Annotated in this window: 11 protein-coding genes; 4 read left to right on the top strand and 7 right to left on the bottom strand. The window is 33.9% G+C overall.

The window, feature by feature from the left end; genetic code table 11:
• Positions 1-435: 435 nt before the first annotated feature.
• The 7 genes from ABEY15_RS20895 to nikC form a co-directional block, all read right to left on the bottom strand.
• Entirely contained in the window at positions 436-1,755 is a 1,320-nt protein-coding gene (locus tag ABEY15_RS20895) for a sodium:solute symporter family transporter (protein WP_429891996.1), read from the bottom strand.
• Between the two features lie 3 nt (positions 1,756-1,758).
• A complete protein-coding gene (locus ABEY15_RS20890; protein WP_069035085.1) occupies positions 1,759-2,457 on the bottom strand; it encodes a response regulator transcription factor in 699 nt (232 codons plus the stop codon).
• Positions 2,454-3,215, bottom strand: coding sequence for a sensor histidine kinase (locus ABEY15_RS20885; RefSeq protein WP_429891995.1), 762 nt, complete (start codon positions 3,213-3,215; stop codon positions 2,454-2,456). Before ABEY15_RS20885 ends, ABEY15_RS20890 begins: the two co-directional genes overlap by 4 nt.
• A 308-nt stretch (positions 3,216-3,523) precedes the next feature.
• Entirely contained in the window at positions 3,524-4,510 is a 987-nt protein-coding gene (locus tag ABEY15_RS20880) for an ABC transporter ATP-binding protein (RefSeq protein ID WP_429891994.1), read from the bottom strand.
• Positions 4,510-5,538 carry an ABC transporter ATP-binding protein gene (locus tag ABEY15_RS20875; RefSeq protein WP_429891993.1) on the bottom strand — a complete coding sequence of 343 codons (1,029 nt, stop codon included), beginning with the start codon at positions 5,536-5,538 and terminating at the stop codon, positions 4,510-4,512. The genes ABEY15_RS20880 and ABEY15_RS20875 overlap by 1 nt, the downstream gene beginning before the upstream one ends.
• Positions 5,539-5,550: 12 nt before the next feature.
• Positions 5,551-6,471 (bottom strand): ABC transporter permease, encoded by a 921-nt coding sequence (locus tag ABEY15_RS20870; RefSeq protein WP_429891992.1) that lies wholly within the window; start codon positions 6,469-6,471, stop codon positions 5,551-5,553.
• A 12-nt stretch (positions 6,472-6,483) separates the two neighbouring features.
• Positions 6,484-7,386 carry a nickel transporter permease gene (gene nikC / locus ABEY15_RS20865; RefSeq protein WP_429891991.1) on the bottom strand — a complete coding sequence of 301 codons (903 nt, stop codon included), beginning with the start codon at positions 7,384-7,386 and terminating at the stop codon, positions 6,484-6,486.
• Between the two features lie 212 nt (positions 7,387-7,598).
• Here nikC and ABEY15_RS20860 point away from each other — a divergent pair, with 212 nt between their 5' ends.
• The 4 genes from ABEY15_RS20860 (at position 7,599) to ABEY15_RS20845 (ending at position 13,919) form a co-directional block, all read left to right on the top strand.
• On the top strand, positions 7,599-9,155 hold the full coding sequence (locus tag ABEY15_RS20860) for a glutathione ABC transporter substrate-binding protein (protein ID WP_429891990.1): 1,557 nt from the start codon (positions 7,599-7,601) through the stop codon (positions 9,153-9,155).
• A 75-nt stretch (positions 9,156-9,230) separates the two neighbouring features.
• Positions 9,231-10,709, top strand: a complete 1,479-nt coding sequence (locus tag ABEY15_RS20855) for an amidohydrolase family protein (protein WP_429891989.1) — start codon at positions 9,231-9,233, stop codon at positions 10,707-10,709.
• A 31-nt stretch (positions 10,710-10,740) separates the two neighbouring features.
• Entirely contained in the window at positions 10,741-12,237 is a 1,497-nt protein-coding gene (locus tag ABEY15_RS20850; protein WP_429891988.1) for a chlorohydrolase family protein, read from the top strand.
• Between the two features lie 116 nt (positions 12,238-12,353).
• Positions 12,354-13,919, top strand: coding sequence for a glutathione ABC transporter substrate-binding protein (locus ABEY15_RS20845; protein WP_429891987.1), 1,566 nt, complete (start codon positions 12,354-12,356; stop codon positions 13,917-13,919).
• Positions 13,920-14,066 lie beyond the last annotated feature (147 nt).

The raw sequence follows: 14,066 nt of genomic DNA, 5'->3' as shown, positions 1-14,066 counted from the left end.
AGAGTGTTGAAATATAAAACGGTCATTAGGAAAAACGTACATTAAGTACATTTATTAATGATTAAATTAACATTTTTTGGATGTTCTATTAATGGTTTTAAATGTTAATATGTTTTAGCATTTTATGATTCGAATAACACTAGTGATGTTTTTTTTCAGAGATTAAAAATATTATGAGTTAATTTTTAACACAATTTCTATTGATTAGTTTATGAATTAATGTTTGATAATAATTGACCTAAACAATTGTAATTTTACTCTAAGTAAAGGTTATTTGATTAGGTTTTTATTGCAGACTTTTTTTGATAAATAAGTTGTTGGAACGGAGGGATGCTCGACTCCTATGGNNTCCTTTTACGAAAATTTGGTCATTTAATTGACAAGATTGTTTTCAACAGCGTGAAGAGCTAATCAAGTCAACTGATTAGCTCTTTTTTATGTCATATTTATAGACTCTTTCTTACTAAAAAATTGAATTGAAAAACCTAAAATAATAATCACAATAGAAAATAATAAACTCAACCAAATGCTTTGAAATTCACCTACATACGGCTGAACAATATAAGAAAGTATGATACTGATTACAATACTAATTGGAATGTAATTACCGACTTTACCCTTACTAAAGACAATAACTAAAATTGGAAATAACAATGCAGAATATACATTTCCTGAGTAAAATAATAGTTCAATAATTTTTTTTGATTGAATAATAGTAGCGAAAAAGATGATCGCCCCAATCATCACGGATAGAAGATAAGAAAGTTTTATTTTTTTTTGATCATTTTTTATCGTGTGAAATGGCTCTATTATATTGATGATGATTAAGCTAGCAAGCGAATGTAAAACCGCACCAAATGTTGATGTAATCGCATTAAATGCACATAATACAAAAAGTATAAAAAAGAAGGGTGTTGTAATTTTATTTGCTAAACCAACTAAAATTGATTGAATATCTGTAAATCCACCTGTAAATATAACAATAATAAAAAGACATGAAAATGAAAGAGGGAAAATACACCATATTAACCCGGATATTGAGAATGTTAAAGGAAGTTTTTTCGATTCAATCATAAATAATCGGTGCCATGAAGTAATGTCAAAGAAAAACTGACCAAATCCAACTAATAAGCCTGAAAATAAAAAACCCCATAAATCGTAATGATCAATGACTAGCATGTATGGATGGTATAATTTAATCCCATCATATACAGGTTGAACGCCTTCCTTTACGAAAAAATACAACGGAATTAAAATTGCCGCTGCAAACATTGTAATGACTTGGAAACCAGCTAATCCATGTATCATCTTTAATCCACCAAAACCTGCAAAAAGTACACAAAAGCTTATAAAAATGATTATTTCTATGTACAACGGTAAATTAAAAAGAAAATGAAATAACGTAGATGCAGTCATCGACTGTATATATAATATGTGTAAACTAGTTAATATTAAAATACAAATCATAATCCAATAACCAAGTGGATGTAGTTTCTTCTTCAAATAATCTCCAATTGTTAAACCATCTGGGTACTCCTGTCGAACCTTTTTCCCAATAAAACTAAATACAAATAAAGCAATCGCACCTAAAAATGCATATCCGATTCCACCAAATACACCATATTTAATCATTGATTCTGGCGAAGATAATATCGTAGTTCCTGTTACCCAACGTGCCAAGAGAGAAATAATTCCCATTCCCATTCCAATTTGAATAGGACCTTGCACGTATTCTCTAAATGAACGTGAATTCACTGTTTATTTTCCTTTCTCACGATACTCTTTCGGAGTAATGCCCTCAATTTTGCGGAACAAAGTACTAAAGTAATGCTGACTATTAAAGCCTGAGTTTTCTGCTACATCGGATATGTTCCAATTTGGATTATTTGTTAAATATCGCTTGGCTGCTTGTATTCTATAGTCTATTAAATATTCTGAAAACGATACACCGACTTCTTCGTGAAATTTTCTACTTAAATAAGTATGATTCGTGTGAACCTCTCGAGCAACGTCAGAAAGAGAAAGTTTTTCAGCGAAATGATCATGAATATATAAAAGAGTTTGATGTATTAAACTAGAATATTGATTTGATGTGTCGGTCTCACTATATTTAGATAAAACTTTATATAATTCACTTTCTATTATTGGCTTAGTTAAATAATCTAGAACGCCGATTCGGATTGACTGTTGGGCATAATCAAAACTTTGATATGCTGTAACCATAATAATATCTACGTCTTTATTTAGGGCTCTAAGCTCTTCACCAAACTCTAGTCCTGAACGCCCAGGTAGATTTATATCTAGAAACGCAATATTAATTTTATGATTTTGATTAATTGTGATTGCTTGGCATGCATCAGCAGCTTTAAAAAACTTCCATAATGGGAACATATTTTTTATTAAATATTCCATCTGTTCAAGCTCTAATGGTTCATCATCTACTAATAATACATTCAATTTATTTTCCCTCCTTTGCTCTCATATATAAGTGGCCAGACGACCTTAACATTTGTTCCTGATTCATTTGAAGTAATCAGTACATGACCACTATTACCAAAATATAGTTGTAATCTCTTTTTTATATTGTCTAATCCATGGCCTTCTTGATTAGAAAAAGAATTAGTCATTCCCATTAAACCATTATCAATAACTTCTAAACAGACTAGCTCGGAATCTTGATAAAATCGAATATGCAGTAAAGCCTCTCCAACCTTTTTTTCTAAACCGTGTTTAAATGAATTTTCTACTAAGGTTTGCAAAATAAAAGGGGGAACTAGCGCGTTATATAAATCTTTTGGACAATCTAACTGTGTTTTAAGACGATCTCCAAACCGTAGATTTTGAATGTCTAAATAATATTGAGTATATTGTATTTCTTGATTTAACGGAATTAAAGGCTCGGATGATTTATATTTAAATTTTAAAAATTGAGAGAACGTTTCTAGGGCCCGGATTAATTCCGATGTTCGATTTAATCTCGCTAAGCTTAATATGACATTAAGTGTATTAAATAAAAAGTGCGGTTGAATTTGCTGATTTAATTTATTGTATTGAGCTTCTTGTAATGCATGTTCTAACCGAATTTCTCTATTTTTATTTTCAAGTAAGTCAATTCTTTTTTCAAAGATAAACAAAAACAATAAAGCAATAGCTCCCATAATAGGAGCTAAAATAAATAGCATAATTAGTAAAGTAAATCCCTCGTAACTAAGCATGAAGAACCTCAAATAGTTTTTTTAATAATATTTTTAATTTTTTCGAAAACTTTGTTTATAAATGGTTGATTTCAACTAAAGTTGCTCCAATGGAATGGAACGAATGCTGAGTATCCCATTGGAGTTTCTTAGAGGAGTCTCTAACCTTCGCGCTTTTTCCATAGGAGCTTTACAATATCTTAAACCAATCGACATTCGATTTATAAGCCAATTTTATAAGCATTTAATATATTTAATGGAAGTAGAATTTCTACATGGCAGGATCAATTCTCTTCTTTTCCTTCACTTCATGCCTATAAGAATACTATTTAATTAATTATGTGACAAGCAACTTGATGATTTTGCTCAGATATTTTTAATTCAGGTGCTTTTGTTTTGCAAATATCAATCGCGAAAGGGCATCTTGTGTGAAAACGACAGCCGCTTGGAGGATTGATTGGAGAAGGTACATCTCCTGTTAACATAATTCTTTCTCTTTGATGTACCGGGTTCGGTACTGGAATAGCTGATAATAGGGCACGTGTATAAGGATGCTGCGGATTTTCGAATATAGATTTTTTATCGGCAATCTCAACAATTTTTCCTAAATACATTACCATTACTCGGTCAGAAATATGTCTTACTACACCTAAATCATGTGAGATAAAAAGAAAGGTAAGTGAGAATTTTTTCTGTAACGATTTTAATAAGTTTAATACTTGAGCTTGGATTGAAACATCTAGTGCAGAAACTGCTTCATCACAAATGATTAGTTTTGGATCAACTGCAAGTGCACGTGCAATTCCAACACGCTGACGTTGACCACCACTAAATTCATGAGGATAACGCTCCATTGCTTCTGGTCTTAACCCAACATGTCCTAATAATTCCTCAATTCTAGCTTTACGTTCTTCTTTTGGAACGACATTTTGAATGGCTAATGCTTCACCTAAAATTTGTCCAATTGTTTGTCTAGGATTAAGTGAGGCAAACGGATCTTGGAAGATTACTTGTAGATCCTTTCTTATTTTACGCATTTCTTTTTTTCCTAAGCTTAATAAATCTTTTTCCTTAAAATGAATGCTTCCACTTGTAGGCTCGTCTAATCTTAGAATGGCTCTACCAGTAGTAGACTTACCACAACCAGATTCACCAACTATACTTAAAGTTTCTCCCTCGTAAATGTGGAAGCTAATATCGTCTACCGCTTTTACGTGATTAACCGTTCTTCCTAAAACGCCACCTTTAATTGGAAAGTATTGTTTTAAATGATCTACATTAAGTAGTATTTTTTTATCCACTAGTTGTAATGCCATTATTCAATCCCTACTTTCTCTTGGATGGTATGATCTGATTCCCATAGTGATGTGTACATCCAACAACTGACTTCTGTATTTTTGTCGAGTGTTTGTAAATCTGGCACTGATTCATGACACATTGGCTTTGCATGTGCACAGCGTGGTGCAAAACTACAGCCCTTTGGCATATTGAATGGACTAGGTACAGTACCAGGTATTGTTGTTAATTCATCTTGATCCATATCAAGACGTGGAAGGGAGTTTAATAACCCGATTGTGTATGGGTGCTTAGGGTTATTATAAAGTTCTTTTGCTGATGTGTATTCAACAATTCTTCCAGCGTACATGACAGCCACTCGATCGCAAGTCTCATAAACGACGCCTAAATCATGCGTGATTAAGATTACGGCTGTGCCAAAATCTTTTTGGAGTGATTTAATTAATTCCAGAATTTGAGCTTGAATTGTCACATCAAGAGCGGTAGTCGGTTCATCTGCGATTAGCACTTCTGGGTGACAAGCAAGTGCCATTGCGATCATAACCCTTTGTCTCATTCCACCACTAAGTTCATGTGGTTCTTGCTTTGCACGTTTTTCAGGAGAAGGGATCCCTACAAGTCGCAGCATTTCAACTGCTTTATCCCAAGCTTCCTTTTTGCTTAATTTTTGGTGAAGACGAATCGCTTCTGCAATTTGTTCGCCAGCTGAATAAACAGGGTTTAAAGATGTCATTGGCTCTTGAAAAATCATTGAAATTTCATTACCTCGAATGGAACGCATTTGCTTTTCAGTTTTTGCTAGTAAGTCTTCACCTTTAAAAAGAATACTACCACCAGTTATTTTTCCTGGAGGAGAGGGGATTAATCGTAAAAGGGATAATGATGTAATACTTTTACCACTTCCAGATTCTCCTACTATTCCAAGTGTTTCACCTTTTTTTAATTTAAAGCTAATTCCATTAACTGCTTTACTTATTCCATCATCTGTATAAAAGTAGGTTTGTAGATTTTTAACCTCAAGAATTGTTTCATCAAATTGTTTTTTCATAGTAGTACCTCCTTAATTCAAGTCAACTCGTTTATTAAAGTAACGGTAGAGAATATCAACAGCTAGATTCATAAATACAAAGATAACCGAAGCGATTAATACGCCACCTTGAACCATAGGTAAATCCCTTGTCCTAATTGCATCAACAATTAATCTACCAAGTCCATTAATTGCAAAAACTGACTCTGTTAAAACGGTACCACCGAGTAAAGCACCAAATTGTAGACCAACAACAGTAATAACTGGAATTAATGCATTTTTTAAACCATGTTTGTAAATAATGACATGTTCCTTTAAACCTTTTGCTCTTGCTGTACGCATATAGTCTTGACGTACAACTTCTAACATACTTGATCTAGTCATTCTAGCTACAATTGCAGCACCACCTGCACCTAATGTTAATGCTGGTAGTACCATATGTTTAAACGTTCCCCACCCAGCAACTGGAAATATATGAAGATTAACTGAAAAGAAGTAGATCAACATTAAACCAAACCAGAAACTTGGTAAAGAGATTCCTAGTAAAGCGACAATCATAATTGTAATATCAGCTGCAGAGTACTGTTTAGTTGCTGATATAATTCCTGCTAGCATACCAAGTACGACTGTAATGAAAATACTAGCCAGTGCAAGTTCAATTGTAATTGGCAAACGAATCATAATCTCATCTAATACTGGACGATTATTTCGAAGTGATTCGCCAAAATCACCTTGTAGTACATGGTATACATAATCGAAATACTGAATAGCGACAGGACGATCAAGTCCAAGTTGATGACGAATCATTTCGATCGTTTGCTTCGTAGCACCTTCACCAGCAAGTAGAGTTGCTGGATCTCCAGGAACCATCTGCATAATTAAAAAAACAACTAAACTTACACCAAGTAAAACTGGAATAGTTTGTATAATTCTTCTGACAATAAATAGAAACATTTACTTTCCTCCTTATTTTTTCATCCTTGGATCAAGAGCATCTCTTAGACCATCACCGAAAATATTAAATCCTAAAACTAATGTTGAAATGGCAATACCCGGAAATAAGGCAATGTGGGGTGCACTAAATAAATAATCACGTCCACTACTTAACATTGCTCCCCATTCTGGAGATGGAGGCTGAGCACCTAATCCGAGATATGACAAGCCTGCTGCTGAAAGAATAGCAGTAGCAAGTTTTAACGTAGCTTGGACAATTATTGGTGAAAGAATATTTGGGAGAATATGTTTAAAAATAATTGTTGCATCAGTTGCACCTAAAGCGCGAATTGCATCGATATATTCAAGTTTTCTGACGGATAACGTAGATCCTCTAACGATTCGTGCAAACATAGGGACTGAAAAGATACCGACAGCAACCATAACATTTATTAGACTAGGACCTAATGCACTAATAATCGCAAGTGCTAATAAAATACCCGGAAATGCTAGCAAAACATCAACAACCCTCATTATGATCGTGTCCATCCATTTTCCGTAATAACCTGCTATCAACCCGAGTGTGATTCCGAAAATTGCTCCAAATAAAACAGATACGAAACCTACAGAAATTGAAAGACGACTTCCATAAATGATTCTACTTAAAATATCTCTTCCTTTATCATCTGTTCCCATCCAATGTTCTAGTGATGGAGGTTGCAGCTTATGCATTAAATCAATTGCAAAAGGATCCTTCGGCGAAATGAGTGGTGCAAAAATAGCTACTAAAATATAAAAAAGTACAATATAGGCTCCAACTAGTGCCAATTTATTTTTTTTAAACTTTTTATAAAATACTTTCCATCTTTTTAGTTTTTGAGATTCTTTTTTTTCTAATTTGATTTCATTGTTATTCAATACAATCTCTGTTTTCATTGTTTTTTCCCCCTTTTCTTTGTTTAAATTTATTCAAAATTAGAATTGAAGTAAATATAATGCGGAAAAGCAGTAAAGATAATTAAAAAACGAGTAAAGATTCTGAAAATATAAAATTTTATTTTTTTTTATAATTTGATTAAGCCTACGTACTCAAAAAAAATGGTGAACAAGAGAATCATAGGGAAAGTAATAAGAGGAGGAAGAAAACAATGAAGAGAAAGACAGCTGGAGTATTATTTGCATCATTATTAACAATTTCTACTGCGCTTGCAGGTTGTACATCTGACCAAACAAGCAGTAGTACAACAGGAACAAAAGCTAAAGCAGGTGGAACTTTGGTCGTAGCTAGACTATCTGATGCGACTACATTAGATCCACATTTTATTACTGATATACCATCAGCAAACGTTGTTTATGAAAAGGTATATGAAACTTTAGTTGAACCAGATAAAAATATGGAGCCACAACCTCTTTTAGCAACAGAATGGAAGCAAGTAGATAATGTGACTTGGGAATTCAAATTACGACAAGGCGTTAAGTTCCAAGATGGATCACCATTTAATGCAGATGCAGTTAAAACAAATTTTGATCGAGTACTTGACCCAAAAACTGCATCACCTCAGGCTGGTAAATTTGAAATGATAAAAGAAGTTAAAGTGGTAGACGATTCAACTGTTCAATTTATTTTAAAATACCCATATGCTCCACTTTTATCAATTTTAATGAGTAATGAAGGAAGTATTATTAGTCCAAAATCGATTAAAGAAAACAGTGATAAAATTGGGCGAAATCCAGTTGGAACTGGTCCTTATGTATTTAAATCTTGGAAATCAGGAGAAGAAATCAAAATTGAAAAAAATAAAGATTACTGGGGAAATAAACCTAAAATTGATGGTGTAGTCTTTAAAGTAGTTCCTGAAGATGCTACAAGACTAGCAATGATTGAAACTGGTGAAGCGCATGTTACTGATCAAGTGCCTGTAACAGAAATCGATCGTATTGAAGCTTCTGACACAATGGATTTATACCGTACAGATGGACTAGCTGTTGAATATTTAAGCTTCAATACAAAGAAAAAACCATTTAATGATGTTCGTGTCCGTCAAGCGATTGCACATGCAATTGAAGTAGATTCAATTATTAAAGGTGTATATAACGATGTTGGAACAAAAGCAAATTCAACAATGAGCCCAAAAGTATTTGGATATGACTCTAATATTAAAGGATATAACTACGATATTAATGAATCTAAAAAGCTATTAAAAGAAGCGGGAATTAAGGACGGTCTTTCATTTACACTTACAACTAGTGACCGTAAAGAAAGAATAAATATGGCTGAAGTTATTCAATCTCAATTAAAAGGTATTGGTATTAATGTAAAAATCCAAGTTCTTGAATACGGAGCTTACATTGATGCAATCGCAAAAGGTGAACATCAAGTTGCAATTGGTGGATGGGGAAATGCTACTGGTGATGGCGACTATAACCAATTTAACTTATTTGATAGTAAATCCCAAGGTGCAGCAGGAAATAGTTCATTCTATAGTAACCCAGAAGTTGATAAATTAATTGAATCAGCTCGTCAAGAAGCGGATAGCGAAAAACGTAAAGAACTTTATGCTCAAGCACAAGAAATTGAAAACAAAGATGTACCATATGTACCTATTCGTAACTATGAGCATTTAGCAGTTACTGGCTCATCAGTTAAAGGACTTTGGTTAAACCCAGCAAGTTATTTAATGCTTGATGATGTAACAGTGAAATAAGTCATTCAATGAAACAGCATAATTAAATTATGCTGTTTCAGTTTTTAAGGAGAAATTTGCATTAGGAGGAAAAAAATGATTGATTTGCTATTAGTTAATGGAACTGTTATCACAATGGACACAGAAAGAAGAATTATCGAAAATGGTTCCGTTGCGATTCACAATGGGAGAATAGTAGACATTGATCTCACCGAAAACTTGAAAACTAAGTATGAGGCGAAAAAAGTAATTGATTGTAGTCATCAATGTATTTTACCTGGATTAATAGATGTTCACGGTCATGGTGGTCATTCAATGTTTAAAACAATCGCGATGGAGAATATCGATTTTTGGATGCCGATTATGACGAATACGTATAAGCACTATGTGACGGATGATTTTTGGTATTACGAAGGAAAGCTGTCAGCACTTGAACGACTGAAAGCTGGTATAACAACAGGCGTTAGTGTGTTAGGCTCAGTGCCGAGATCTGATGATCCCATATTTGCAATAAACCATGCGAAAGCTTACAACGAAGTAGGTGTGCGTGAAGTAGTTTGTACTGGTCCGTGTAACCCACCTTGGCCACATTCATTTAGTAGATGGGTTGACGGAAAAAGAATTGAGAAAGAAGTTACTTATGAAGAAGTTTTAAAAGGTGCAGAAGCTGTTATCGAGGCATTAAATCACGCAAATGATGATCGAACAAGAGCCTTTATTACGCCATTTGTTATTGTAACGTCTGTTGATCCTTCATATCCAACTTCTCCAGATCGACTATACGGGTTAACAAAACATGATCTTTATCAAGCTAAAAAAATAAGAGAGATTGCTAGGAAATATAATACAAGAATTCATTCAGATGCATTTGGTGGAATGATTCATTTAGCAATTCAAGATAAAGAAAATGCGCTATTAGGTCCTGATGTGCATCTTCAGCATTGTCGAGGAATTTCATTCGATGAAGCCAAAATATTAGCTGAAACTGGTACAAACATTAGTGCTTCTCCTGGTTTTGGACAAGTTAATGCACGTACACCAATCACAGAATTAATTGAAATGGGAGCAACTGTTGCAATTTCTACAGATGGTACTTCACCATCTACGAGCTTTGATTTATTCCAAGCAATGAGGAAGACGCAGTTTGTACATCAAGCAGCTCTTAGAGACTATTACTATTTACCCCCAGGTAAGCTTTTAGAAATGGTAACAATTGATGCAGCAAAATGTATAGGGTGGGATGATGAAATAGGTTCACTTGAAATTGGGAAAAAAGCTGATGTCATCACAGTTAATCTTCATCAACCACATTTGACTCCAGAGTATATGCATGTTCACCGTTTAGTGTTTCAAGCCGTGGCAAATGATGTAGACCATGTGATTGTTGATGGAAAACTTATTATGGAAGGCAGAAATGTAAAGTCCGTTCATGAAAGCACAGTTTTAAATGAAGCAAATGAAGAAGCTTTTGCAACGATAAAACGCGCTGGATTAGAAAAGTATATGCAACCTACAAAGTATTTCTGGGGACATGCTCGTGCCTATGTTGACGAGATGAGATATGTTGAAAAATAATAATAAATTTTCAAGTTCGAAGGGAGAAAAAATGAAAACGAAGCTAAAGGGAAGATATGTAATTGGTTTTGATGGAAATGAACATGTCATATTAGAAAATGCAGAGATTGTATATGAAAAAGATACAATTTTGTTTGTTGGAAAAAACTATACGGAAATAGTAGATCAAGTAATAGATGTTGGAAATGCGATCCTTAGTCCTGGTTTTATAGATTTAAATGCGCTAGGTGATATTGACCATGATATTTTGCATTTAGAAGCTAAATCAAATAGACAAAAAAATCTCCTTTGGTCTGAGGAGTTTGTAAAAAATGGGCATCATGAGCTAATGAGTGATGAGGAAGAAGTATTTAAATCTTTATATGCATATTCGCAGCTTATTTTAAATGGAATTACTACTGCAATGCCGATTACATCCGTATTTTACAAAAATTGGGCTGAAACTTTTGAAGAGTTGGAAGCTGCGGCGAATCATGCAGGAAAACTAGGGTTGAGAATTTACCTTGGACCAAGCTATCAAGCTGGAATTAGAGTTGTCGAACCAGATGGAAACGTTAAAATTCATTGGGATGAAAAGGCGGGCGAGGAAGGATTAGAAAGAGCAGTAAAGTTTGTTGAAACCTTCGATGGTGCATTTGATGGATTGGTCAGAGGGATGTTAGCTCCAGAAAGAATCGAATCACAGACTGAAGAAATTTTGATAAAAACAAAATATTATAGTGACAAATTAAACGTTCCAATCAAGCTCCATGCTGCTCAAGGAAGTTTTGAATTTAATACAATTTTAAAAGAACACGGAGTTACACCAATTAAATATTTATATAATCTTGGATTTTTAGGTCCAAATACTGGAATACCCCACGCTCATTTTGTATCAGGCTATAGTGGAGCGAATTACAATATTGATAATGATATTTCACTTCTGAAAGAAACAAATACTACTGTTATCCATTGTCCACTTATTATAGGAAGACACGGAGAAGGGCTTGAATCATATGCAAAATATAGGAAGGAGGGAATCAATATTGCATTAGGTACTGATACTTTCCCTCCAGATATTTTTCAAAATGTACGTATTGGTAGTATGCTTTCAAGATTTGTAGAAAAAGAAGTTGAAGGATCTACATACGCTGATTTCTTCAATTCTATCACTCTAGGAGCAGCGGCATTTCTTAATCGCGAAGATATAGGTCGAATAGCAGTCGGAGCAAAAGCGGATATCATTGCAATTGATTTAGATGGATTTCATATGGGCATTATTGATGATCCAATTCGAACAATGTTTGTAAGTGGCTCAGGTAGAGATGTAAAACTATCAATTATAAATGGAAGAATTGTGATGCAAGATCAAGTAATTCCTAATCTTGATATAGAAGTATTAAAACAAAAAGGACAAGTGTATTTTAACAAGATGAGAAGAGGATATATGGAAAGAGATTACGAACAACTTCCTGAAAATGATCTATTTCCACCATCTTTTAAAAGGCTTGAATCAATTAAAGAACTAGAAACAAAGCCAAATAATTAAAAAATAAGTAAAGAAACTGAAAAAACAGGTAAAGATATTCAAAAATAATTATCAGAATATTTTATATAATTAGATAAATATTTGTAAGACAAACTTTAAACAGGGAGGCAGTGCCATTGAAACTAAAATCGGGAATAGGTAAATTTTTTCTAGTACTATTTTCTGCTGTAACAATTACAGGATGTTCATCAAATCAAGAGGTAGGTACGAAAGCAAATGGACAAGCAAATGATTCAAAAGGAGGAAGCACGCTAGTAATTGCTCGGTTATCAGATGCCGAAAATTTAGATCAGCAATTTATGTCTACAATAAATGCAGCAAGCGTTACTCATCATAAAATTTACGAAGGTCTAGTCCAGCGAGATCGTAATAACGAAATTCAACCAATGTTAGCAGAGTCATGGAATCAAATCAATGATAAAACTTGGGAATTTAAACTACGACATGATGTAAAGTTTCACGATGGTACACCATTTAATGCAGAGGCTGTAAAGAAAACATTTGATCGATTATTAGATCCTAAAGTTGCTTCACCAAGAGCTGTTGTATTCAAAATGGTAAAAGAAGTTAAAGTAGTCGACGAATATACAGTACAATTTATTTTAAGCGAGCCATTCTCACCACTTCTTTCAGTTTTAGCAAATCATGAAGGTGGAATTATAAGTCCTAAAACGATTGATAAATATGGTAAGAACATTATTCAAGAACCAAATGGAACAGGTCCATTTAAATTTAAATCATGGTCCCCTGGACAGGATATTATACTAGTTAAAAATGAAGATTACTGGGGGAAAAAACCAAAGATTGACAAGGTTGATTTCAAGGTTGTTCCAGAGGACTCAACAAGAATTTCAATGATTGAAACAGGAGAAGCTCAAATTGCAGAACCACTCCCAATAGCAGTTATGAATCAAGTTGAATCATCCTCGGCTATGGAAGTATACCGAAGTGAAGGTTATGGAACGGAGTATATCGGATTCAATGTAACAAAAAAACCGTTTAATGACGTACGTGTACGTAAAGCAATCGCTCATGCAGTTGAAATGGATTCGATTATTAAAGGTGTATTTAACAATGTTGGTAAAAAAGCCAATTCAGCAATGGGCTCAAAAGTATTCGGATACGATGAGCAATTAAAAGCATACAATTACAATTTAAAAGAAGCGAAGAAACTATTAACAGAAGCTGGATATCCAAATGGATTTGATGCAACGATCCTAACGATGGATAGTAAAGAACGAGTAAATTTAGCAGAAGTTATTCAATCACAATTAAAAGGAATTGGCATTAATTTAAAAGTACAAGTGATGGAATACGGTTCGTTCGTTGAAAAAGTAAATAAAGGTCAATCAGAAATGTTTATAATAAGCTGGAGAAACGCAACAGGAGATGCTGATTACAATCAGTACAACCTATTCCACACAGACTCACGCGGAGCTGCAGGAAACACATTCTTCTATAGCAATCCAAAAGTTGATGACTTAATTAATGCCGGAAGAAAAGAAAAAGACGAAGCAAAACGTAAAGAAATTTACGCTAAAGCACAAGAAATTGAAATGGATGATTCACCTTATATTCCTGTAAGAGTAATAGAAAATGTCGCTGCAATCTCGAAAAATGTAAAAGGCTTCTCAATCAGCCCTTCAGGCTATTTAGAGATTAACGATGTAACAATTAAATAATCTGATTTTTCTGCAAGTGGAGGTTCATCCTGATTTAGGGGTGAACTTTCTTGCTTGTGTACAAACATACTCAGAACCTGTTATGAGGAAGTAAAACAGGAAAAAGAAGAAACTAACTTCCTCATAAAGGGTTCATGAGGAAGAAAA

Source organism: Gottfriedia acidiceleris (genome assembly GCF_050457485.1).
Taxonomy (GTDB): domain Bacteria; phylum Bacillota; class Bacilli; order Bacillales; family Bacillaceae_G; genus Gottfriedia; species Gottfriedia acidiceleris_D.
The sequence above is the reverse complement of the archived record's forward strand: the minus strand, read 5'-3'. Positions and strand labels throughout refer to the sequence as shown.

What these genes read in the sequence shown, in the direction of transcription:
- ABEY15_RS20850 (WP_429891988.1), top strand. Translation starts at nt 10,741, where the DNA reads ATGAAAACGAAGCTAAAGGGAAGATATGTAATTGGTTTTGATGGAAAT.
- ABEY15_RS20860 (WP_429891990.1), top strand. Translation starts at nt 7,599, where the DNA reads ATGAAGAGAAAGACAGCTGGAGTATTATTTGCATCATTATTAACAATT.
- nikC (WP_429891991.1), bottom strand. Translation starts at nt 7,386, where the DNA reads ATGAAAACAGAGATTGTATTGAATAACAATGAAATCAAATTAGAAAAA.
- ABEY15_RS20880 (WP_429891994.1), bottom strand. Translation starts at nt 4,510, where the DNA reads ATGGCATTACAACTAGTGGATAAAAAAATACTACTTAATGTAGATCAT.
- ABEY15_RS20875 (WP_429891993.1), bottom strand. Translation starts at nt 5,538, where the DNA reads ATGAAAAAACAATTTGATGAAACAATTCTTGAGGTTAAAAATCTACAA.
- ABEY15_RS20870 (WP_429891992.1), bottom strand. Translation starts at nt 6,471, where the DNA reads ATGTTTCTATTTATTGTCAGAAGAATTATACAAACTATTCCAGTTTTA.
- ABEY15_RS20885 (WP_429891995.1), bottom strand. Translation starts at nt 3,215, where the DNA reads ATGCTTAGTTACGAGGGATTTACTTTACTAATTATGCTATTTATTTTA.
- ABEY15_RS20855 (WP_429891989.1), top strand. Translation starts at nt 9,231, where the DNA reads ATGATTGATTTGCTATTAGTTAATGGAACTGTTATCACAATGGACACA.